General features: G+C 47.1%; 23 protein-coding genes. 13 read left to right on the top strand and 10 right to left on the bottom strand.

The window, feature by feature from the left end:
- Nucleotides 1-102: 102 nt before the first annotated feature.
- The 3 genes from tatA to AB4114_RS09555 all read left to right on the top strand — a co-directional run bounded on the left by tatA (nt 103) and on the right by AB4114_RS09555 (nt 1,379).
- Nucleotides 103-336 carry a twin-arginine translocase TatA/TatE family subunit gene (tatA, locus tag AB4114_RS09545; RefSeq protein ID WP_171632389.1) on the top strand — a complete coding sequence of 78 codons (234 nt, stop codon included), beginning with the start codon at nt 103-105 and terminating at the stop codon, nt 334-336.
- 97 nt (nt 337-433) lie between these two features.
- Nucleotides 434-1,186, top strand: a complete 753-nt coding sequence (gene tatC / locus AB4114_RS09550) for a twin-arginine translocase subunit TatC (protein ID WP_441988415.1) — start codon at nt 434-436, stop codon at nt 1,184-1,186.
- A 76-nt stretch (nt 1,187-1,262) separates the two neighbouring features.
- Nucleotides 1,263-1,379 carry a glycerate kinase gene (locus tag AB4114_RS09555; protein WP_441988246.1) on the top strand — a complete coding sequence of 39 codons (117 nt, stop codon included), beginning with the start codon at nt 1,263-1,265 and terminating at the stop codon, nt 1,377-1,379.
- A gap of 385 nt (nt 1,380-1,764) precedes the next feature.
- Here the strand turns inward: AB4114_RS09555 and AB4114_RS09560 are convergent, their stop codons facing one another.
- The 4 genes from AB4114_RS09560 to AB4114_RS09575 form a co-directional block, all read right to left on the bottom strand.
- Nucleotides 1,765-3,054: a glycoside hydrolase family 27 protein gene (locus AB4114_RS09560; protein WP_441988247.1), complete on the bottom strand. Its 1,290-nt coding sequence runs from the start codon at nt 3,052-3,054 to the stop codon at nt 1,765-1,767.
- Between the two features lie 111 nt (nt 3,055-3,165).
- Nucleotides 3,166-4,050, bottom strand: a complete 885-nt coding sequence (locus AB4114_RS09565) for a helix-turn-helix domain-containing protein (protein ID WP_441988248.1) — start codon at nt 4,048-4,050, stop codon at nt 3,166-3,168.
- 172 nt (nt 4,051-4,222) lie between these two features.
- The gene (locus AB4114_RS09570) at nt 4,223-4,651 is read right to left on the bottom strand and encodes a GreA/GreB family elongation factor (RefSeq protein WP_441988249.1); all 429 of its coding nucleotides are present in this window, start codon (nt 4,649-4,651) and stop codon (nt 4,223-4,225) included.
- 199 nt (nt 4,652-4,850) lie between these two features.
- Complete coding sequence (locus AB4114_RS09575; protein ID WP_056608318.1) at nt 4,851-5,051, bottom strand: hypothetical protein; 201 nt, start codon at nt 5,049-5,051, stop codon at nt 4,851-4,853.
- Between the two features lie 318 nt (nt 5,052-5,369).
- On the opposite strand from AB4114_RS09575, the gene AB4114_RS09580 reads away from it, so the two are divergent.
- Together AB4114_RS09580 and AB4114_RS09585 are read left to right on the top strand one after the other, a co-directional pair.
- Nucleotides 5,370-6,350 carry an aldo/keto reductase gene (locus AB4114_RS09580; protein WP_441988250.1) on the top strand — a complete coding sequence of 327 codons (981 nt, stop codon included), beginning with the start codon at nt 5,370-5,372 and terminating at the stop codon, nt 6,348-6,350.
- A complete protein-coding gene (locus tag AB4114_RS09585; RefSeq protein ID WP_441988251.1) occupies nt 6,351-6,761 on the top strand; it encodes a MerR family transcriptional regulator in 411 nt (136 codons plus the stop codon).
- A 270-nt stretch (nt 6,762-7,031) separates the two neighbouring features.
- Here the strand turns inward: AB4114_RS09585 and AB4114_RS09590 are convergent, their stop codons facing one another.
- Genes AB4114_RS09590 through AB4114_RS09600 form a run of 3 tightly spaced genes read right to left on the bottom strand, consistent with a single transcriptional unit; the run spans nt 7,032 to nt 9,910 of the window.
- Nucleotides 7,032-7,709, bottom strand: a complete 678-nt coding sequence (locus AB4114_RS09590; RefSeq protein ID WP_171632407.1) for a TIGR00266 family protein — start codon at nt 7,707-7,709, stop codon at nt 7,032-7,034.
- Nucleotides 7,710-7,759: 50 nt separating this feature from the next.
- A complete protein-coding gene (locus AB4114_RS09595) occupies nt 7,760-8,959 on the bottom strand; it encodes an MFS transporter (protein ID WP_441988252.1) in 1,200 nt (399 codons plus the stop codon).
- Nucleotides 8,960-9,019: 60 nt separating this feature from the next.
- Entirely contained in the window at nt 9,020-9,910 is an 891-nt protein-coding gene (locus AB4114_RS09600) for a helix-turn-helix transcriptional regulator (RefSeq protein WP_441988253.1), read from the bottom strand.
- A 157-nt stretch (nt 9,911-10,067) separates the two neighbouring features.
- Here AB4114_RS09600 and AB4114_RS09605 point away from each other — a divergent pair, with 157 nt between their 5' ends.
- A complete protein-coding gene (locus AB4114_RS09605; RefSeq protein WP_441988254.1) occupies nt 10,068-11,462 on the top strand; it encodes an MATE family efflux transporter in 1,395 nt (464 codons plus the stop codon).
- On the opposite strand, the gene AB4114_RS09610 is transcribed toward AB4114_RS09605, so the two are convergent.
- From AB4114_RS09610 to AB4114_RS09620, 3 genes are all read right to left on the bottom strand, one after another.
- On the bottom strand, nt 11,444-11,761 hold the full coding sequence (locus AB4114_RS09610; RefSeq protein ID WP_441988255.1) for a type II toxin-antitoxin system RelE/ParE family toxin: 318 nt from the start codon (nt 11,759-11,761) through the stop codon (nt 11,444-11,446). The genes AB4114_RS09605 and AB4114_RS09610 overlap by 19 nt on opposite strands.
- Nucleotides 11,745-12,029 carry a type II toxin-antitoxin system Phd/YefM family antitoxin gene (locus tag AB4114_RS09615; protein WP_441988256.1) on the bottom strand — a complete coding sequence of 95 codons (285 nt, stop codon included), beginning with the start codon at nt 12,027-12,029 and terminating at the stop codon, nt 11,745-11,747. Before AB4114_RS09615 ends, AB4114_RS09610 begins: the two co-directional genes overlap by 17 nt.
- A 124-nt stretch (nt 12,030-12,153) precedes the next feature.
- Entirely contained in the window at nt 12,154-13,059 is a 906-nt protein-coding gene (locus tag AB4114_RS09620; RefSeq protein ID WP_441988257.1) for an ArsR/SmtB family transcription factor, read from the bottom strand.
- Between the two features lie 167 nt (nt 13,060-13,226).
- Here AB4114_RS09620 and arfA point away from each other — a divergent pair, with 167 nt between their 5' ends.
- From arfA to helD, 7 genes are all read left to right on the top strand, one after another.
- Nucleotides 13,227-14,738, top strand: coding sequence for an arabinosylfuranosidase ArfA (gene arfA / locus AB4114_RS09625; RefSeq protein ID WP_441988258.1), 1,512 nt, complete (start codon nt 13,227-13,229; stop codon nt 14,736-14,738).
- Nucleotides 14,739-14,913: 175 nt separating this feature from the next.
- A complete protein-coding gene (locus tag AB4114_RS09630; RefSeq protein ID WP_441988259.1) occupies nt 14,914-15,246 on the top strand; it encodes a c-type cytochrome in 333 nt (110 codons plus the stop codon).
- 99 nt (nt 15,247-15,345) lie between these two features.
- On the top strand, nt 15,346-17,385 hold the full coding sequence (locus AB4114_RS09635) for an LTA synthase family protein (RefSeq protein ID WP_441988260.1): 2,040 nt from the start codon (nt 15,346-15,348) through the stop codon (nt 17,383-17,385).
- Between the two features lie 616 nt (nt 17,386-18,001).
- Nucleotides 18,002-18,778, top strand: a complete 777-nt coding sequence (locus AB4114_RS09640; RefSeq protein WP_441988261.1) for an ABC transporter permease — start codon at nt 18,002-18,004, stop codon at nt 18,776-18,778.
- Entirely contained in the window at nt 18,775-19,566 is a 792-nt protein-coding gene (locus AB4114_RS09645) for an ABC transporter permease (RefSeq protein WP_441988262.1), read from the top strand. Before AB4114_RS09640 ends, AB4114_RS09645 begins: the two co-directional genes overlap by 4 nt.
- Before the next feature lie 32 nt (nt 19,567-19,598).
- Nucleotides 19,599-20,570 (top strand): ABC transporter ATP-binding protein, encoded by a 972-nt coding sequence (locus AB4114_RS09650; protein WP_441988263.1) that lies wholly within the window; start codon nt 19,599-19,601, stop codon nt 20,568-20,570.
- A gap of 33 nt (nt 20,571-20,603) precedes the next feature.
- Entirely contained in the window at nt 20,604-22,925 is a 2,322-nt protein-coding gene (helD, locus tag AB4114_RS09655; RefSeq protein WP_441988264.1) for an RNA polymerase recycling motor HelD, read from the top strand.
- The last annotated feature ends 275 nt before the right edge of the window (nt 22,926-23,200 follow it).

Raw genomic sequence — 23,200 nt, forward strand, 5'->3', positions numbered from 1 at the left:
GGAGGGACGTTTTATATGCCTGGGGATATTCCTGGCCGGACGATTGTCCGCAACGACCATTTAAAAATCTTATCTATCCTAATCATAAGGGAGGAAAAAAATATGTTTTCGGGAATTGGAGCTACAGGAATTATTTTACTTGTCCTTGTTGCATTGCTGTTATTCGGACCAAACAAACTGCCGGAACTTGGCCGTGCAGTCGGTCGCACGCTGAAAGAGTTCAAAGCGGGAGCAAAGGACATGCTCGGTGATAGTGACAACTGGGATAAGGATTCGAAGCGGATTGAAGTGAAGGAAGGCGTTGAGGTAGTGGATAATAAGAAACTTCCTAGTTAATGAAGCCATACTGGAAGGAGGAACTGAAGTGGTAGCCGGTAATAGCACTGCTCAAGGGAAACAGTCGAATGAGAAGCAGATTCGAGAAGACGTGGATATGTCGCTCTTCGAGCATATCGGTGAGCTTCGTAAACGAATTATCTACATATTGATCGTACTTGTGGCTGGATTGATACTCGGACTAATTGCCGTACAACCGTTATACAATTACTTGATGAGTCTAGAGCCGGCAAACGGAATAGCCTTGCACGCCTTTTCTCTATGGGATGGGATCGGCATTTATATGAAGTTTGCCGTGGCTATCGCTTTGATACCGGCTATTCCATTCGCCGTGTACCAGTTATGGGCGTTCGTAAAGCCCGCTCTGAAGAAGAATGAGCAAAGAGCGACACTGAAATATATCCCATTCGCTCTGATCATGTTTCTGATAGGATTAGCCTTTGCTTATTTCGTTGTATTTCCGCTTGCATTCACTTTTACTAGGCATATGACTGCGAAGTTGCATTTAGAGGAGACGTTTGGAATGGCCCAATACTTTACGTTTATGTTCAATATTATTATTCCGATCGCTCTCTTATTCGAACTTCCTCTCATAATTATGTTCCTGACAGCTATCCGTATTCTCAATCCGAATCGGCTACGCAAAATGCGCCGCATTGCCTATTTTGTGCTAATTCTGATTGGTACTCTTGTCACGCCGCCGGATTTTATCTCCGATATGCTGGTTGCTGTCCCGTTGATTGTCCTGTACGAGATAAGCATCTATATGGCTGGGATCGTCTATCGCAAACAGCTGGGGGCTGCTCCCAAATGGGGAAGTGAATACAGTGCTTTAGCGGAAAGTCCTTGATGCAAGTATGCAGCGGTCTACTCTTCCTTAGGAGGCAGACTGCTTAATTAGACTAACCAGGGTGAGAATAGTCATCGTGCCGGATTCTTATAAAGGGAGTTTGAGCTCTAGCCAAGTTGCGGATTACATGGAAGAGGGTGTTCTTGTGATTCTTCCAGAGGCAGAGGTGCTAATTCCTGTAATACTCAACTAGTTGTGAAGCAAGCTTTGCCTAGTCGGAGATGCGAAAAAGCCGATTAGTAATGTTGTTAGTGTATTAAAAAATAGGAATTAGATTTGTGCGGGTTAATAGATTCGTTATTGAAATAAGATAACGACTTGATATAAAGATGGTTGACCTATCCAATTATTAGGTACAACAAAGGTTTTTACTGAGTGGTGATTTAAAGGTGAGTAGAAGTTAGGTGGTTCTTAACCTTCTTTTTGAAGAGATTTTTAGCGTTACCAGACTTTATATTAGTGTTCATCACATTCCGTCGCAAACCTAATAAAAGCACCCATTCGGCTGCTTTTTAGTCTCAATTATAACCGTTACTCATAGCGACCTTTAGCCAGTATGGMTAGAGATCGCTTTTATGTTAAAGAGAAAGCTTCAACAGCATAGACGCATGTGGCTCAAGTGTAAAAGAAAGCTCATCTGGCGAACCGAGTTCCTTGCGTTGCCATAGGTCACGCACACTTCCAAATGTAGGAGTACCCAGTTGGGAAGATGTTACTTGAACGGTCTGGATGTCGTCACCAGCATTAAACAGAGCGACATAACGGACGCCATCGGTCCCCTCCGTTGTCCACACAATCCGCTCTTCTTCCCGGTACAATTGATGGGGATCTCGCCCGTTACGAAGGACATCCAGCACTTCTTCATTCGTGAGTAGGGACAATGTCCACTCATCATTGTCTCTTAACTCTCCTCCAAACATAAGAGGCGAGCGGAAAATCGCCCAAAGTGTCATCATTGTTTTCTGCTCGTCCTTTGTGAATCGGGTCCAGCGGTCGCTAGCCCCGCCGTCGACGGAACGAATGCCGATGTGACCGAGAGGCAGCATATCGCAATCCGGCCAACTTCCTGAGCCGACATGCGGTGCCCATTTCTCACACCGTTCGAACATGCCATAGAGCAGTCGCCAGATGTCCCAGAAATCATCGGTCATACGCCAGATGTTGGCATTTGCCTTCAACTCTTCAGCGAACTCGAGCGGTGCCGGACCTGGAGAAAGGCTCAGCACCATTGGACGTCCACACGTATCAATCGCCTTCCGTATGAGTTGAATTTCGTCTAGTTGAATGCCGTAGAGTAGCGAATCGGCGATATCATCGACTTTGACATAGTCGACACCCCACGAGGCGTACAGCTGAAATAAGGAATCATAATAGGCTTGTGCGCCTTCCTTTACCGGATCGACACCATACATATCCGTATTCCATTTGCAAATAGCGCCATCCCATGTCTTTGCAATGGACCGTGCGCTTGCATTTGTCCCAAATAGGGGTGTATCAGCATGAACCGCCTGACGTGGAATACCTCTCATGATATGAATACCAAACTTCAAACCCAGGCTGTGAACATAATCAGCCAATGGCTTGAAACCTTGTCCATCTGCAGCGGATGGAAAACGGTTCACTGCTGGTAGGAGGCGGGAAAACGCATCCATCTCGAGCGGAACATAAGGACGGTAAGCGGAAGAAATGGCACCAGGTTCGTACCACTGTATATCGACGACAATATACTCCCAGCCGAAAGGCTTTAGATGTTCAGCCATATATTGCGCATTCCCACGTACTTCTTCTTCCGTGACAGCAGCTCCATAACAGTCCCAGCTATTCCAGCCGAGCGGCGGCGTGGCAGCCCATTGGTGATGATTGGTCATTACATGAACTCGTCCCTTCTCATTTGAAGTAATAGCCATATAATAAGATGAAGTTGGTATGGAAGCTAGCGTAATGTTTTGCTGTCGTATGTAAAATATTGCGGTATGTATCTAGTCAAACATGATCTCATCGATGGAAAGAAGTTCCTTTCCTTCACGAAACCTGCTTGGTGAGTAGCCGGTCCAATTGCGGAATACTTTGCTAAAATAACTGCCATTTTGGTAGCCAACCTCCCTAGCGATCTCTTCAACTGTTAATGCGCTGTTCCGAAGTAATTTCACGGCAAGTTCGATTCGGAGTTTAGAGGTATAGGCCATTGGTGAGAAGCTAGTTACTTGATGAAAGGTACGTGCCAGATGGTACTTTGAGCTGCCAGCTGCTTCGGCAATTTGGTCGAGTCCTTCCAGCATCCTGAAGTTGATTTCAATATAATCAGCTGCCCGTCGTACGATCTCTGGCCAATTACTTCGCTCCTGGCGCTGCGCACTGCTGCTTCGAAGAAGCTCCATCATGAAGCTATAAACAAGGGAGGATGCGTAATAACCGTCTTTTATTGCTCCAATTCGGGCTTCTGAGTAGATGGTCTCGAGCCGACGAATGGCCAAGCTCCGGGGGTCGAACTGTGGCATAGGTCCAAGTTCCTGAAGTAGTTCCTTCCACAGATGCTGCAGTTGGCTTTGCCTAAATAAAGCGAAATAGAACGTCCAATGGGAGCTGTCTTCAGGTAAGTAGTAGCGATGCCTGCCGGGTATTTCGACCAAAAAAGAAGTTCCCTCTGGCACATCGTGATGCTGGCCGTCTAGCTCGATCTTCCCGCGTCCGGAAATTGTATATTGGAACAAATATAAGGGCCCGTCAATTCGCTTCATGCCGTCCCAATCATATTCTTGCTGTCGAATATCCTGAAATCCAACGGCAAATAACTGGTAAAGCGGAAGTACGGGGTTTTCTTGGAAGCGGTACCCGTAAACGCCGTAGTTATCCTTTATGACCATAATCGATGGTTACCCCTTGTATGAGTAGTTGCGTGAATAGTTGAATTCGAAAACGTCTTATTAAAATGTCGTGATTTGTATCTCATTTATAAATCTCAAATAGACATTGTAAAAAGCACCCGTTTGGGTGCTTTTAGTCTCAATTATAACCGTTACTCATAAGTCCTAGTTTTTAGCTAAGTGAAGTCCCTACAATCCGAACGGAATATTCTGCCTCCGGAGTTTGAAGAATGAAGGTTTCACCTGTTGATCTCGATAACAATTGATTTCCAATTGGCGAAAACAACGATATCCTATTTTGATCAGGATCTATTTCTGTTGGGAGGACCACCGTAAATAATTCATTAGATCCTTCCTCTTCGTAACAAATCGTAATGTTACTTCCTATTACCGTAACTTTGCTCAACGTTTTTATAAGATTAACATCATCAAGCTCAAGTAACTTCTCCAATATTTTTACATAGTGTTTAATACTCTTATTCACTTGGATCTTCTGCTGTGAAGGATAACTGTCAAGGTACGTCGTTACTTGCTCGTCAAGAAATACAAGCTGATCAACAAGTCGACTCCGGGTAGGGTTGGACAGATGACTACGGTTCATCGTAGATTCCTCCCCACATGATTAGATTCCAATATCGATCTAATTGCCTCATATACAAAACCTCCGGGAAATTATTTTTCTCAATAACTTTTTTCAATACTTCTGAAAGATTAAATAAAATAGGATTACAGCAAGAAGAACGGTAGAGATGACTGAGAGCAGTTTAAAGAAGGTCTCCATTTTAGTGTGAACACCTCGTTTACTTGGGATTACTTTCTCCCGATTTATAAACTACAAGGATTGCACTACGTTGAAAACCCACCCCGCTTGCAGATGACTTCAAGATGGAGCCATAGCAAACATTAACAATTTGTTCATCTTTCAATTCGGCTAAAAACTGATTAGCCCTTGTCTCCGCATAAGACGCATCCGTATCTAAAAACTCTTTTACCTGAATCACTTAGAATTCCTCCCTAAATTGTCGATTGACTAGCATGTACAGCAGAATCACATAAGACCTCACCCTTTCGCAAAGTAAATACATAAGATGTGCAATACCCATAAAAGTACAACAAGACATTCCGCAAAAAAAAGGCGGAACGTCTTGTTGCTTTGACCATATCACTTTATCTAATTTGTGTCAATTTGAATAAGCGGGAGGATATGAGTCTTCCGAATTATCATGAGGGGAGGAACTGTAACTTGACTTGGAGTTAACTCCAGAGAGTAAACTATACATGTGAGAATTATGAGCTACTGGAAAGCGAGGAATCATCAAATGGATTATGTGAAGCTTGGAAATACAGGTTTGGACGTATCGCGGATAAGTCTTGGTTGCATGAGCTTTGGAGTCGCAGAACGGTGGACGCATCCATGGGTGCTGAATGAAGAGAACAGTCGTCCTATTATTAAAAAAGCACTCGAGCTTGGTATCAATTTCTTTGATACGGCGAATATTTATTCTGATGGAACAAGTGAGGAAATTGTTGGACGAGCGCTGAAGGATTATGCGAATCGTGATGAAGTTGTCCTCGCGACAAAAGTTCATTTCCGTATGCATCAAGGCCCAAATGGGGCTGGACTTTCCCGCAAGGCCATCCTGAGTGAAATCGATAAGAGCCTTAAGCGATTGGGAACCGATTATGTTGATTTGTATCAGATCCATCGCTGGGATTATCATACGCCGATCGAAGAAACGATGGAAGCTCTGCATGATGTAGTCAAAGCTGGGAAGGCAAGATACATTGGTGCTTCTGCGATGTACGCCTGGCAGTTCCTAAAAGCCCTGCATGTATCTGAGAAAAATGGCTGGTCACGATTTGTGTCGATGCAGAATCACTTAAACCTCATTTATCGTGAAGAGGAAAGGGAGATGATGGCGCTTTGCAAGGATCAAAAAATCGGCGTAATCCCATACAGTCCACTGGCCTCTGGAAGATTAACGCGTGATTGGTCGGAAACCACCCACCGGTCTGAGACGGACCAAGCTCAGCGAATGAAATATGACGCATTTGCAAATGCGGATCGATTAATTGTAGATCGCCTTGCCGCAATAGCAGAGAAACGCGGCGTTCCTCGCGCGCAAATTGCCCTTGCCTGGTTGTTGCAGAAAGAACCTGTAACAGCGCCAATTATTGGTGTTACGAAGATGTCTCATCTGGATGATGCGGTAGATTCTCTATCGCTTACGTTAACACCTGAAGAGATTATGTCGTTGGAAGAACAGTATGTGCCTCATCGGGTAGTTGGTGCAGTCTAAATGTTGATCGCAGAAGTAAGTGAGAAATTCGAATTATCACAGGACACACTGGGCTACTATGAACGAGTCGGACTTATTCCGCGGGTGAACCGCAAAAATAGCGGAATTAGGGACTATACGGAAGAAGATTGTAAGTGGGTTGAATTTATCAAATGTATGCGAGGCGTAGGCCTTCCAGTTGAAACTTTGATTGACTATGTGCGACTGTTTCAACAAGGTGATGAAACGTTGGAGACTAGGAAAGAGATCCTAGTCGAGCAGCATAAAGAACTCCTAACAAGAATGGCAGATATGCAGAAAGTCCTTGAGCGGCTAGAAGGTAAAATGGATAGATACGACCAGATGATCGGTGCCGCTCGCGAGATAACTGGAATTTCTCCTGTTAATTTCGCCGAAAGTAATGGGAAATAAAGAATAACTGTGTTTTATACAGTTAATTTCAACGTTTTCTCGCGAATGCGCCCGTATCGGTCGAAATAACTGGAGGTTATCCAGTTATTAGCGATCGCGGGCCAGAAAGAGAGAGAATAGCTGTATGTTATACAGCTATTCTCCCACAACCAGGCCACCGCCTGCCGCGGTGACCTCCCAAGCCCTTGCGCCCTCGCTAGAGGCGCAACTACAGAAGAAGCATGCAAGACGTAACCGTCTATGCATGCTTCTTCTTCCATATCCGGCTGCCTATCTGCCCGGCAGCAACTGCTTAATCCAACCGCCGAAGCTCTTCGGATTCCGCGTTTGAATGAGCACGACGCCTTCGCCGCGGAAGCGGCAGACGACGCCTTCACCACTGGTAAGGCTGGAAATCCAGCCTTTTGCGGCTTTTTCTATCGTATACTGCGTATAATCCGGCCAAGCGACAAGGTGTCCGTTATCGATGAGCACTTCCTCGCCTGGTTTTAAGTTAACCGCATGAATCGCCCCGTAAGAGGAAAGGAACACAGTGCCTCTACCGCTGATCTCTACGATGAAGAAGCCTTCGCCCGACATGAAGCCGCTCATCAGATTCTGCATTTTCGTGTTCACCTGGATACCAGAGGTGCCGGCCAGGAAGCCGTCCTTCTGCACATATAGCTTATAGGAACCATCTAGCTCGACGGCCTCAATGTCGCCGATCACAGCAGGGGCGAGCAGCACCTCACCTGATCCACGATTGGGGGTCAATTCTTGGAAGAAGAACTTCTCTCCGCTGAGCATGCGGCCGAGTCCCCTCATGATCCCGCCATCTACGGTTCCTTTGAGTTCAATATTCGGGGACATGGAGACCATCGCACCGGCTTCTGCTTTGATGTTCTCACCAGCTTCAAGCTGCACGCGCAGCATAGGAAATGCGCCTTTATATAAAATTTCGTGTTTCATCGTAATCCTCCATTTTACTTATTTTTAGATGATCAAATGCCTTTATTTCTCTACGCCTCTTTGGGTCGTATGGTTGCATCCAAACTGCGATTCGCATACACGAACACCGCGCAGATTAGTAAAATACTCATCGTGACATAGAACACGGAAGTGAAGCCGTACGCAGCTGCCAAATGACTGCCGAGCAGGGGGCCGATTAGATTGCCAAGGAATAGTGAGGACGTATTGAATCCATATGCGGTGCCTTGAATCTCTGGAGCTGCAAGCTTCATGACCAGTGCGTTCAATGAAGGAATCATGCCACCGATGAACAGCCCGAGCAGGAATCTACCGACCAACAGCATCGTGATATTCGTGGCAAAAGCCTGTGGGATAAAAGCGACTGCCGCCATAAGGAGGGCAATGACCAGCGTCATGCGTTGACCGATACGGTCACCTAGTCTTCCCAATGTAGGAGCTCCGAATAAATTGGCGATACCGGTAATTGCGACGATAAGTCCGGCAAAAAAAGCCAAGTGCGCCCCTGTGTATAAGGTCTTGGCATACACCGTTACGATCGGTTCGATGCTCATCATTCCGATCTGTGTAATCAGGGATGCGGCGAACACAGGCAATAAGGGACGAAACAAACGCCACTGTGTCTTCTGTTTAACTTTTTTGTCAGAAGCGGGCTTCCGTTCCTCCTTGATGAACACCATGACGATAATACTGGCGCATAGCATGAGTCCGCCTGTGAAGAAGAACACATGGTGGTACCCGAGAAAGCTTGCCAGCACACCGCCAATTAATGGGCCGATGAGGGTGCCTGCAATTGCGCCAGTTTGCAGCGTGCCTAGCGACTTCCCTGAATGCTCTCGCGGTGTCAGAGAGGCTTGCAATGAAACCGCCATCGAGATGAAGCCGGAGAAGAATCCGTTCAGCAACCTGAGCGATAATAGCTGCCAGGGCGATGTGACAATGCCCATGAGTGCTGTTACGATGGCCATCCCGAATCCGGCGCGAAGCAGCATGATTTTGCGCCCACGTCGATCGGCAATGGCTCCCCATAGCGGCTGGGTCAAAAAGGAAGTGATGAATTGGGCAGCCACGATCCAGCCTGTCCAACGGACAATATCATCAAGATCATGAACCCCTAGCTCCCCGATATAGAGAGGTAAGAACGGAAGAACCAGATTCATGCCACACGTTATGGAGAAGTTCGCGCCCCAGAGTATCCATAATGACTTTTTCCAATGTAAGGGGGTTGCCATGATGAGGACTCCTTATCCTTTTTTTCTCAGTATAGCATAAATGGATCGATCCCAAATCATCTAGGTTCTTTGTGAAAACTGCTGCCGATAGCTCCGAGGCGACATCCCTTCCAGCTTGGTGAAGCTAGCTGCGAAATAGGCAGCCTGCTCAAAGCCAACCTCCTGAGCAATGTGGGCAATGGGCCGCTCCGTTTGCAAGAGTAAGAGCTTGGCCTGTGCTACTCTTACTTTCAGGAGATAGGTTATGGGTGAGCAGCCGTATTCTTTTTGCATACAGCGAGCGATATAGACAGGATGGAAATTGAGCTCATCGCCGAGCTGTTTAGCAGACACGGATTCGCGAAAGTGCTGCCGTAAGTACGAGGCCGCTTTCTCAGCGCAAGCGCTGGAGGCGGAGGCATGATCTGTCTCACCAGACGCGGCAAGCTGATGCAGGATTTCTTGGAATAGCTGCTGCTGAGCAAACCGAACACTGCCCACATGCGCACGAGGCTGCAGCTGCAAAAGCTGGTCGAAGATCTCGTACATTTTCTTAGGGTACTGCAGCGTCGTAAATTGTGGAATACGCATCGTGAAGGGTTCCACGGCGAAAGCTTCTACCACGGCTTCCTCCGGAGCAGGATCCTCCAAGGAGACAGGGGTAATGACAGCAGGATTATTCAGCTCCCATGCACCGCCTACATGGAAATGCAGCCAATAGGTGTGAGTTATCTCGGAGCATACCTGTGTCCCGAAATGATAACGGTCAGGCCGCAAGATGACGGCTTGTCCTGCGCCAACCTTGAATCTGGCATCCTCCTCACCGATGTAGAAGCAGCCGGAAATGGTGATAAGAAGATCAAAGACTTGGATGTTGCTGCGACTAGGGTGYTGCCCTCCCTTCGGAATAGCGTTCAATCCGCTCGTGATATAGTGGGGCAGGGGAGGGATCGTGATCTCTAGAAATGCCATGAAAGCCACCTGCTTAATCCAGAATGAAAGTTGGAATTGTATAAGTTTCAGTTGCGATGTTGATACATGAAATCAACTATAACAGCTATAATTTGAACTGACTACTAAGTTTCATTTTCATAATAAATAGAGAATCTTACTGGATGGTTGCGTGTACATGAAGGCTGAGAAAAATAAATATTCGTTATGGTTTCTAGCATGGCCTATATTTGTAGAATTACTGCTGCAACTACTTTTGGGAGCTGTTGATACACTTATGGTTAGCCGCGTTTCAGACGATGCGGTTGCGGTAGTTGGCTTAGCGAACCAGATCTTTCAAGCGGTTATGATTTTATTCATGACCGTGGCCAGCGGTGCAGGTATTCTCATTGCACAGAAAATCGGGGCCAATCAGCAGGAATCTGCACGAACAGTCGGGATTATGGCTGTTACGATAAGCGGACTCATTGGTGCGATTCTTAGTGTGATCCTGTACGTAGAGGCAGTTCCACTTGCGAGGCTGTTTCAATTAGAAGAGCGGTTAATCCCAATGGCACATACGTATATTTCAATTGTCGGCAGTGGTATGGTATTGACGGCATTAACAGCTACACTCAGCACAGCAATTCGGAATACTGGAAACACGAAGGGACCGATGATTATTGCGATCGGGATGAATGTGATCCATGTCGTGTTGAACTATGGTTGGATCAATGGTGCTTTCGGATTTCCACAGCTAGGCTTAACGGGGGTTGCGATTTCAACCTTACTGAGCCGGTTAGTTGCGACTTGTTTACTCCTCTATATGTTTATTTCGATCTTTGAGCGAAGGATCAGATGGCGTGATCTGGGCGTTTTTAACCGAAAACTATTTAGTGAAATTATCCGAATTGGCTGGCCGCTCGGCGTCAATATGTCGTCTTGGGTGTTGTCGCAGCTCGCGATTTATAGCTTTTTGGCAACGATGGGTGCTGCAGCATTGGCAGCTAGAACGTATATGAATACACTGGAATCCATCTGCTTCATGTTAGGTTATTCGATTGCTTTATCCGCACAAATCCAGATTGCGCATCTATTCGGTTCAGGGCAAACGCAGGAGGCATACAAAGCAGGCTACCGCGGTACGTGGATTGGGCTGGGCTTGGTTGGATGCAACAGCATTCTTCTTTTGATCATCGGGAAAAGCTTCTTAGGCTTCTTCAGTTCAGACAAAGCGATCATTGAGCTAGCCCTTTCTTGTTTAGTGCTAACAGCGATACTGCAGCCAGGCCGAATGATCAATATGGGCTTTGGTAATGCACTCAATGCGATTGGTGATACCCGTTTCAATATGGTGATTTCGCTGTTCTCGATGTGGGGCGTTGCTGCGGGTCTCTCCTATGTGCTGGGTTTGCATTACGGTTTAGGGTTAGCCGGCATTTACATAGCGATGATGTGCGACGAGTATCTTCGTGGTATTCTAGTGGCTATCCGCTGGCGGCGAAAGAAGTATTTGCGTTTGGCAGAAGGACGGACGAAGGGGATTGAAGTAGTAGGGCCGACTCAAAACGTAGGCTACACAAGCCATCCATAATCTTGTCGGCAATCTAGTACAAAATCAACGAATACCGTTGTTTGCTTAATTTGGTAGATCAAGAGGTATCGCTTGCACAATACCAATTTTCGATATTTATTCATGGGAATATAACTATCAGTTAACCATGGATTTCTTTCTGGAAAGTTTTCCAGTGATTTTGCCGAAAGTTTAAAATCATCAATTAGATTTTGTGCGGCTGGTGCACTTACATTTGCTAAAAATCGGGCATGTGAAACCAGCATTTCACTTGCCCTAACGGAAATGATGACCGTATATTGGTTATCTGCGTTTGCCATCTAAGACCTCTTTAACAGCTATTTGCATAAGTGAAGCCACATCATCAATGGAAACGCCTTGCTTCCCGGCAATTCGGTCCTCTTCCACAGCTACCAAATTCTCCCGAAGTCTTAGCATGCTCTCACGTCTGGCAAATGCGACAATATCCATGACGACCAAATCGCCTTCACCATTTTTAGTAAGATAGACAGGTTCCCCAGTTTCTTTACACATTTCAGAAATTTGATTATAGTTTTTTCTTATTGCTGCTGATGGTTTTATATACATAATCACACCTCATTCGTAGCAGTATTATACTTATATAATACCCTTATTATACTACGCAGTAACCTTGGATACTAGCTAATTCCATTGCAATTCAATGGAATTAGGTACTACAAGCATCCACCTCCTACCTTCGGTAGGTACGAAACCGAATATCCTGATTGTAGTTGCCGAAGCCTTCCCCATACAGCGTCAACCCACCGACATGTTCGGCATGCTCGGGTACTTCTAATCGTAAGGTCCACTCATTTCGTGAGATAGGAAGGTCTTGAATTGTAACGGTGGAAAGCAGTTGTCCATCGAGAAATGTTCCCTCTTCAGTGATGCGAAGTACCTTCAACCAACCATACTGGTTCGTATAGTCCGACCACCAAGATGGTGTAAGAAGGCCGCGACCAGCACCGGAATCGCCAGGGCTAGTCCAATACCCAAGCAGAGTATCATTCACATAAAAATGAATATCGGACGGCCAATTAGCTGCGATACCCGGTGCTTCCGAGCCGATTTCCAGCGAGATTTCGATTTCCTCCAAAGTCTGGCCTGGAAGCATATAATTGGGAACGCGATATTCAACGAAGCCCTTGGCGAACCAAAGAATTTTGGCATGCATACGCTCTGGTTCGAAGAAAAATCGGGGGTCATCGAACTGACCAATCAGTCGCTCAGTTGAAGCTAATCCGCAGGTCGGATGGACTTCATAGCGAGTATAGTGACCTACAGGAACAGATACTTCATTGAATAATCGCTGCTGTTCGGTGGACTGTGGAAGATGAATGTCAATGCGCGATAGCGCTAATGTACAGATTTTGTGTGTACCACCTTGCTTACGAACGAGCTTCGTATCAATGAGGCCGCCGGTCTCCAACTTTTTGACATGCATCGTCACGATTGCACTGCTTAGGGAAAGACGCTGCGCCAAATCCTTCACGTTCATCTCTTCTTCAGCCAATAATTCCAAAATGTGCAGGCGCACATCGCTAGCTAACGCTTCATATAAGGGCAGCCATTTGCGGTCTGTATTCGTTTGAATCATGCCATCAACGCCTTCTTTCGTATCTTCTGATTAACATAAATATGAATGCAACAAAAACGGGTGAAAGGTATTGATCTTCATCCTTTTTTATTGTTTAATATGAGCTATACATAATGTTTGTATTAACCGATTTATATTTATATTAATTATACGATGAGGTGAGCTAAATGTCTATGAAAGCAAGCATGATTATTGACAAGGATTTCAAAGTAGGAGAAGTTGATCCACGGTTGTATGGTTCCTTTATTGAGCATTTGGGCCGTGCGGTGTATGGCGGGATTTATGAGCCTGGACATCCGCAAGCAGATGAACAGGGGTTCCGGGGAGATGTGCTGGAGTTGGTTAAAGGCTTGAATGTACCGATTGTTCGTTACCCCGGCGGGAACTTTGTATCCGGTTACAATTGGGAGGATGGCATCGGACCTGTGGATCAGCGCAAAAGACGTCTTGATCTTGCTTGGCGCACGATTGAGCCGAATTTGATCGGCCTTAATGAATTTATGGACTGGTGCCGCAAAGCGAACACGGATGCCATGATGGCTGTGAATCTAGGAACTCGTGGTCCTGATGAGGCGAGGGACATTATGGAATACGCTAACATCACCGGCGGCACCTATTGGAGTGATTTGCGTATTTCCCATGGCTACCGCACACCGCATAACATCAAAACGTGGTGCTTAGGGAACGAAATGGATGGCCCGTGGCAAACCGGAAGTAAGACGGCAGTGGAATATGGCCGTATCGCCTGTGAGACAGCGAAAGTGATGAAGTGGGTTGACCCTTCCATCGAGCTGGTCGCTTGCGGCAGTTCCAGCTTAGCCATGCCTACCTTCCCCGATTGGGAAGCGACCGTTCTTGAGCATACCTATGATCATGTTGATTATATTTCGCTGCATCAGTACTATGGCAATCGTGATCAAGATTCAGCGAATTTCCTAGCGCAATCCTTAGGCATGGATCGCTTCATCCATACTGTGATTGCTACGGCAGACTTCGTTCAGGCGAAAAAGCGCGGCAAGAAGAAGATCAATCTTTCCTTCGATGAATGGAACGTGTGGTATCACTCGCATGATGCCGACCGTAAGATCGAGCCATGGTCCATTGCGCCTCCGCAGTTGGAGGACATCTATAACCATGAAGATGCGCTTCTTGTAGGCTGTATGCTAATTTCCATGCTGAAACGTGCGGATCGTGTCAAAATGGCCTGCTTAGCCCAACTGGTTAATGTGATTGCGCCTATTATGACCGCGAGTGGCGGTGCTGCGTGGAAGCAAACGATTTATTATCCTTATTTGCATGCAAGTGTGTATGGTCGTGGAACAGTTCTCGTACCGCTCATTAAATCACCGAAGTATGACGCGAAGGACTACACGGACGTACCCTATCTCGAGGCTGTTGCCGTGCATAACGAGAAAGCATCGGAGTTGACTATTTTCGCAGTGAATCGTCATTTGGCAGATGCACTACCTTTAGAGATGGATCTTCGCAGCTTCGGCGGCTTCCAAATCAAGGAGCATATCGTATTGGAGCATGACGATCTTAAGGCTTCGAATACGTTGGAAGCGCCAGATCGTGTGAAACCACATTCCGCAGGGAATGCGACGATTTCTTCAAATGGGCACATTGAGGCTGTTCTTGGTAAGGCCTCTTGGAATGTGATTCGTCTTAAGCTGGCGTAAAAATATCAAATAAATTCATATTAAAAGCCGCGAATTTGACCATAATAATGACATGAGAAGCCTTGATCGGTAGGAAAATCGAGGTTGTTCATGTGATGGTGCACGCGGCTCTTCTTTCTTTTCCAATCCACGCTCTGGTATGATGAGAGAAATGAGATTGAAGGAGTTTGCGCACATGAAAATGAGAGTAGGTTTGGTTGGCGGCTTCTTGCTGGTGGCAGCATTAAGCTTAACTGCTTGTGGAGATAAACCATCGGCGACACCGAGTGCGAGTGTTTCTGCGAATGTAGATGTTCCAAAGTTATATCAAAATTATTGTATCTCCTGTCATGGTAATCAATTACAAGGTGGACAAGGTCCCAATATTCAAAAAGTGGGAGAACGCCTCACCGAAGCTGAAATCGTAAAGCGGATACAAAAGGGTGGGGGCGGGATGCCGCCGTTTCAGGTCACGATGAAGGAAGAAGAATTGAAAGCACTCGCAGCTTGGTTAGCTGGGTTGAAGTAATTTACATAAACTGGAATTGTTAAGGTTATATTAAGGTTAGCTACATAATTCCTTCACAATTGACATTTACAATTAGGGGCATGAGGAGAGTGATGCAAGATGCACTTGAATTTGAAGCCCCGGAAGCGTCTTTCGAGTAAAAAGAGCTCAAGCCGTCTGGGAGCATCGATTTCACTAGTTTTATTTATGATCGGTTTACCGGTTCTGTCTGTGGTAGGTATGGAATTTCTCGAACGTGGAAATCTAGCTGAAACCATGCAGTGGATTACAGCTAATCAACCATTATTTATGTTAAATGTAGGGTTAACCTTTTGTCTGTTGTCCTTCGTTTACGCCCTCGTAGGTTCCTTGGCAATCTCTGGATCTATCACGACCTTAATACTCGGTCTGATGGCAATTATCTCGTATATGAAAGTGAAAATGATTGGGGAGCCGTTCTTCCCTTGGGATATATTGCTGAACAAAGAGAGTATGGATATTGCTTCGTTAGTTACCGGAAAAGCTGCATTAATTCGAATATGCGCTGTAGCGGCTGTGATTCTCATCGTCCTTGCACTTAGATGGGTGATCCCTCGTGTTACACTACCTGTTATCGCTCGAATCGGTTTAGGGCTTTTTTCGCTCTATGCCTTGTATGCATTTGGGATCAAAACACCGTTAGCTGGCAAAATTTTAGACAACGCAGGTGTTAATGAAATTGTGTGGGATCAACAGCAAAACTATGCCAACAATGGTCTTACACTAGCATTCACACTGAATGTGAAAAACTCGATTGTTCAAAAGCCTGAAACATATAGTGAGCAAGCAATGGCTGCTGCAGCGGCCAATATTCAAAAGGCTGCGGCTACCGCCAATATTCAAGCGACTGCTATGCAGCAGGATTCAGGCGTCCGTAAAGCGAAAGCTACCCTTGCTGACGGGAAACAGCCGAATGTCATTTTCGTAATGAGCGAAGCATTCTGGGATCCTACCCTACTAGAGAATGTAACGTTCAGCGAAGATCCGCTTCCGACCATCCACCGTTTGCAGAAGGAGTCAAGTACCGGATATTTGCTTTCTCCACAGTATGGCGGCGGTACGAGCAACGTGGAATTTGAAGTACTGACGGGGAACTCCATGAGCTTCTTACCTGGCGGATCCATTCCGTATCAACAGTATATTTCGAAGCCAATTCCAAGTTTGGCCAGTTATTTTGCTGATAAAGGGTATAAGAGCATGGGGATTCACTCCTATGAAGGCTGGTTCTGGGATCGGAACAACGTCTATAAGCAACTTGGTTTTGAATCCTTTAAGAGTAGTGAGCACTTCGACAATCCGGAAACGAAAGGTTACTTTATCTCCGATGCCGAGGTCGCAAGGAACGTGATAAGTGAAGTAGATAAAACAGAAAATCCGATGTTTATCTATACCGTAACGATGCAAAATCATGGACCGTATGATGATCCGCGCTATGGGGAAAATCAGTTCAAGGCAACAGGCAATCTTTCAGCGCAAGCCAAAAGCATTCTAGAAACGTATACGCAAGGTGCACATGATGCGGATCAAAGCTTGCAAATGATGATTGATCATTTCAAGGATTCGGATGAACCGACGATGATCGTTTTCTATGGTGATCATTTGCCGATGCTTGGCATGGATTATCAGGTGTATAAAGAAGCAGGCTTTATCTCAACAAGTGATGCTAACAAATGGTCGTTGGAAGAAATCAAAAAAATGCACAGCATCCCACTTGTGACGTGGTCCAACTTCGATATGCCGAAGCAAGACATTCCGCTGCTGAGTGATTCTTTCTTAGGAGCTCACGTTCTTGATATGCTTCATATGGAAAAGCCAGCGAATTTTGCTTTGAATGCCGAGTTGGCACGACAAGTACCAGGGCTTCTTAGCAATTTGATTGTTGATCAAGATGGGCAGTTGCATGCAACTGCACCGGAATCCGCGGCACCGCTCATCGCCGATTATCGGAACGTACAGTATGACTTGATGTTCGGTAAACAGTACCTGGCCACCTATGTGGATCATGATTATTTGACCAAAGGTACGCAAACGAGCTACAATGCTGAGTTTGGTGTCCCTGGCGCTGCTCCTCAGTCTGAAGCTCAAGGCAGCCAGGACGCAAAACCGGCAAGTGCACAGTAGTACAAATTGGATAAAGGGCCGTCTCTCAAGTGTAACTTGGGAGGCGGCTTTTGCTTTTAACCCGAGAAAACCCAACCCCAATATTAAAGATGGCCCCCCGCAGGACTTGGCGCTCCCACCGCCTGACTTGGCGCTCCCACCGCCTGACTTGGCGCTCCCTCAGCACTAACTGGAAAACCTCCATCTATTTTTGCGGAAAAGACCAGAAATAACAAAATAGATGGAAAACGTACAGTTAATATTCTCGATATCAACCGTTTCAGCGAGATCTAGCCAAATTAGCTGTAGGAAATCCAGTTAGTCTATCGAAAGTGAGAAAACTGGTTGAAATAGCTGGAGTTTTTACAGTTAAACATTAAATTTCTTTTAAACATGCTCGCTTCAACATTCCGCCACTCCACCAACAGCAATCTCTATCACCTTCGTCCGCCAACCACCGTAAACAAGCTAATCTTGCTCTAAGAATATTTCTTCATCGTATACGCCTACCCATGCAAGAAATAACTGTTGCCAGAGGCAGGGGTATTTTGGTAATATGAGATTCCGTCTCTACGCGGCGACTGCACGTTAAACGAAAAGTCAAACGGATCTTGAATGACAAAACAGGAGGTGTTTTATGCTTTTCGCGGTTTTGGCGCGCAAGGCGTACGCAAGGAACTTGCAGTATCGTGGCTCGCATCTGCTGCATAATGCAGTCAGTGCGGTGTTCGGCTTTATTTATGCCAGCATCTGGACCAGCTTAGGCAGTGATGCATCGCTAGGCGAATACGGTGCCAAAGGCATCGTAAGTTACATTGCTTTTAACCAGGCCATTCTGTGGATTACACAGTTTACGACGAATGGACTCGGGCTGGAGCAATCGGTCAGGACGGGGCAAATAGCGGTCGATCTGATGCGGCCGGTGCACTTATTTTACCAGGCGATGAGCCGTGAATGGGGCCAAGTGTGGTATCAATTTTTATATAAAAGCATTCCGATTTATGTCCTCTACGTCTTCATCTTCTCCTTACAGCTTCCACAAATCGCCTCGGTGTATGGATGGACAGCACTCTCACTCGTCACGGCTTCTTATATTTCCATCTGTTTGAATTACTTAATTGGCGTAGCCGCCCTATGGACGACGGAATCCCGTTGGTTTTACTGGGTCAACTATTCGTTCGCTATGCTGTTATCTGGCTTTTTTATTCCTGTGGAATGGTTGCCAGGCTGGCTTCGGACTATCAGCTTGTACACGCCATATCCCTATTTACTCTATTACCCAACTCGAATCTACCTTGGACTTGAACATGGCACTGTGGTGCTGGGCGCAATTCTTTGGGGCATCGGGTTTACTTGTGTCTGCTTGGCCGTTACTGCGGTGGTTCGCAAGAAACTGGAGGTGCAGGGCGGATGATCTCGATTCGGCTGTTTATGCTGCTCATTCGGGCAAGTTTCCGAAGTCGCATGCAGTATAAGTTTAATTTTGTGTTCTCGACTCTCATGTCTTCGTTCATTCAAATCTCTGAATTCCTGATGGTGGCGCTGGTGATGATGAAGTTTGGCCATATACATGGCTGGACGCTGTATGAAGTGAGTTACTTGTACGGGGTGATGATGATTTCCAAAGCGATTTATCGCACACTCGCCTCCGATGTGCACCATCTGGAGAAATATCTCGTGTCCGGCGACCTGGATGCGATTCTGATTCGTCCTGTCCCTGTGCTGCTTGCTTTAATGACCCAAAATTCAAGGATTCTCATTGCCGAAATCGGCCAAGGATTGATCCTGTTGATTATTTCCATGAAAGCGMTTATCGGAAGCGGGCAAATTGGCTGGGTTGCTATACCTTTAACGGGGTTTATCATCCTCACAGGTGCTGTGATTTTATTCGCAATTGGGCTGGCGACGGCGGCGGCAGGCTTCTGGCTAACACGTATTGAGTCTTTGCAAAATATGACCGAGGACGCCTCCCAAACAGCGGCCCGCTATCCGCTTAGCATCTATCCTAAATGGCTGCAAGGCGCGCTGTTAGTTCTTGTTCCAGTCGGTTTCGTCAATTATATTCCTGCTCTCTATGTACTGAGGAATGAAGGTGGCGTGGGCATGTTGGTAGGCACAGTAATGGTCTCTGTAGCTGTGTTGTGGCTAGCCATGCGATTCTGGAAGCTAGGACTATCTCGCTATCAAAGTACAGGTAGTTAATCACATTAACGAAAAGGGAGGGTATGATCCTTATGATAACGGTTAGGCATTTACGCAAAACCTTTCAATCCCCAGTCATCCAAGAGGGGAAGTTCTCGGGAATCCGAACCCTATTTTCTAGGGCGTACAAAGAGAAAGAAGCCGTGCGCGATGTGAGCTTCGAAATTGAAACCGGCGAGTTCGTCGGGTATATTGGTCCTAATGGGGCAGGGAAGTCGACGACGATCAAAATGCTCACAGGCATCCTGCATCCCACCTCTGGTGAGGTTTTGATTCATGGCAGCTCTCCACAAAAACAACGGAAGCAAGTCGTTAGACAGCTTGGTGTTGTATTCGGTCAGCGGAGCCAGCTGTGGTGGGATCTCCCAGTGAAGGATTCTTACGAAATCCTCCTCGCGATGTATCGCGTAGAAGCGGCAGATGCCTACCTTCGATTAGGTGAATTGACGGAGCTGCTCGATTTAAAAGAAATTCTAGATACGCCCGTTCGTAAACTCTCCCTCGGTCAGCGAATGCGAGCCGATTTGGCAGCTTCGATGCTGCATGATCCGGATATTTTGTTCTTGGATGAGCCAACGATCGGCCTAGATGTGGTAGCCAAAAGGAATATCCGCGGTTTCCTACAGACGCTAAATCGGGATTTCGGAAAAACCATCTTGCTAACGACCCATGACATGGATGATATCGAGCAGCTTTGCCCAAGAGTTATCGTCATTAATCACGGGCAAATTGGCTATGATGGTTCCATAGACGAGCTGAGAGATCGCATTGGACTTCCGACGATGATGAAGGTGTCTTATCGGGGGGAGATTCAAGTTCCGGATAGCTGGGAGCTGCCGTTTCGTGTGATCGCACAAGAATCGAACAGGCTGACGATTGCTTGCAACCGACAAGAACTGAAGGCGATGGACGTCCTGCGGATTGTGAGCAGTTGGGGCGATATGGATGATGTACATATGGAAGAACCGGAATTTGAAGAAGTCATTCAGAACGTGTATCTTTAAAAGAAAGAAATCACTTGGGAGTGGACTGAAACCATGGCGATAGGGAATGAAGAACGAGAGAAGGAAGCGCAGCGCGTCTCTGTGGTGCGATCCAATATTCAGCGGCGTATTATAGAGCTGCGCCAAACGGTAGATGACCGCAGATCAGAAGCGACGGCTATTGGCCGTAGCTTCTGGGACGATATTTCCGTCAATGCAGACAATGACGATGATTTGATTGAAACGGCTGCGAGTATGGCTCAGCAGGAGCATGTGCTGCAGGGGCAGGAGCGCAGCTACCGACTAGCACAGGATGCACTTCGTAAACTGGAGCGTGTCGTCGATGCACCCTATTTCAGCCGAATTGATTTTCAAGAGAAGGGCGAGCAGGAGCGGGAGAAAATCTATATCGGTTTGACGTCATTCATCGATAGTCAAACAGATGAAATTCTCATCTATGACTGGCGCGCGCCGATCGCCAGCTTGTTCTATGACTATCCGCCGGGCCCGGCGACCTACCGCACGCCAGAAATGGACGTTAGCGGCGAGCTGTGGCTCAAGCGCCAATACATCATCAAGGCTGGCGAGCTGCAGGATGTGTTCGATACCGGCATCTCGATCGGTGATGAGATGCTGCAGAAGATGCTCAGCCGCAGCGCAGATGAGAAGATGAGCTCCATCGTGACGACGATTCAGCGTGAGCAGAATCAGATCATCCGCGATGATCATCACAAGGTGCTGGTCGTCCAAGGTGCGGCGGGCAGCGGTAAAACGTCCGTTGCGCTGCAGCGCATCGCGTACCTGCTTTATAAGTACCGGACGACACTTAGTGCCGATAATATGATCCTCTTTTCGCCGAACTCACTGTTCAGCGATTACGTATCTCGCGTCCTGCCAGAGCTGGGGGAAGCGACCATGCAGCAAACGACCTTCCAAGATTATTTAACACATAAATTAACGGATACCGGACTGAAGCTGGAGGATCCGTATGATCAGCTCGAATTTATTTTGACAGGCACCGAACAGGATCCTTTGTATGCTGCACGGTTGCAGAGCATTACCTACAAGACTTCCGAGGCTTTTCTAAGTGTGATTGAAGCTTATGGGGATAAATTGAAAGAGGGCGGGATCCGATTCGTTGACTTGGCTGTGGGTAAGAAAGTGCTGATCACCGCTGATGAGCTGAGCGAACGCTTCTACGGTAAGCCTTCGATTCTTGCCATCGGTGAGCGCATGGAGCAGCTGTCAGAATGGATATTAGAGAGGCTAGACGTGTTTCAAGCTGATGTGCAGAAACGGTTTTATCGTAAGCTTGTGCGTGAGCCGAAATATATGGGTTCTGAGCCTGAAATGAAGAAAATGAGCAGAGTTAAAGCGTACAAAGCGATCACGCCGCTCCGCGAAAAAGCACAGAAATTAACCTATGTCGACGTGCTCGGCATGTACAAAGCCTTGTTTACGGATCCGAGCCTTCAACAAGAACTAGTGAGGCTTGCCCATCAGCCCCTGCCTGAAGCATGGGCAACGATCAGTGATTTCACGGTGGAGGCGCTCACGCAAGGTCACTTGCGTTATGAGGACGCGACCCCGCTCGTGTATCTCAAAGGACTAGTGGAGGGGCAGCTGCGCGTGGGCACGATCCGCTACTGCCTCGTTGATGAAGCGCAGGACTATTCACCGTTTCACTATGCCTATTTGAAAAAGATGTTCCCACGCGCACGCTTTACGCTGCTCGGCGATTGGAATCAAGGGATCTTCACGCACGCGAACGCGAACGTGAGCGAGCTCGTCAGTGCTGGTGGAGGTTCAGACTCCACTCAGCATGAGCAAGCCTACAGCTCGATTAGTGAGCTGATGGGGGAAGACGAGACGGAGACGATCCGTCTCGTCAAGAGTTACCGCTCAACACGCGAAATCACGGAGTTCGCGTGTCAGGTCTTGCCGGGCGGCGAACCGGTGGAACCGTTCAGCCGCAGCGGCGAAGAGCCGCGCTTGCTGCGCGCAGCAAGCGAGCAAGAACTGATCCGCCTCGTCGCAGAGGCGGCGGCACTGAGGCAGGGCGGCGGCGCAAGCTCCGTCGCAATCATTTGCAAGACCGAGCGCGAGACGGAGTCTGCGCACGGGCGCTTGAAGCCGCTGCTGCCGGAGCTCGCGCGGATTAGCAAAGACACGCTGCACTACGAAGCAGGCGTGATGATCCTGCCGGCGTACCTCGCCAAAGGGCTCGAGTTCGACGCGGTTATTCTCTACGACGCCGGGGCAGCTGTCTACGCGGAGGCGAAGGAACGCAAGCTGTTTTACACGGCTTGCACCCGGGCACTTCACTATTTAGATGTCTGTTATCTAGGTGAATTAACCCCTTTTCTTCCCGATTAATAGACATCCGTCCATACCCATCCGCCCTGCCTAACATAGAATATATGGAGCAACCAAGATCAGGTATAGCAGGCGGAAGGGGGAACTAACCATGTCAAACGTTGGACACTCCAGCACTGCAGTTGTACTGGTATTGTATATTTTGTTGGTTATTATATTGGCAACATTCTATTAATATAATTGACCGCATAAGCCGCCTTCCGACCCTTGGAAGGCGGCTTTGTTGCGTCTTTACGCATAATTTTCCAGAAGCGGGAGAACTTAACGATAGCCGT

It is taken from the genome of Paenibacillus sp. 2RAB27 (assembly GCF_052115445.1).
Classification (GTDB): domain Bacteria; phylum Bacillota; class Bacilli; order Paenibacillales; family NBRC-103111; genus Paenibacillus_E.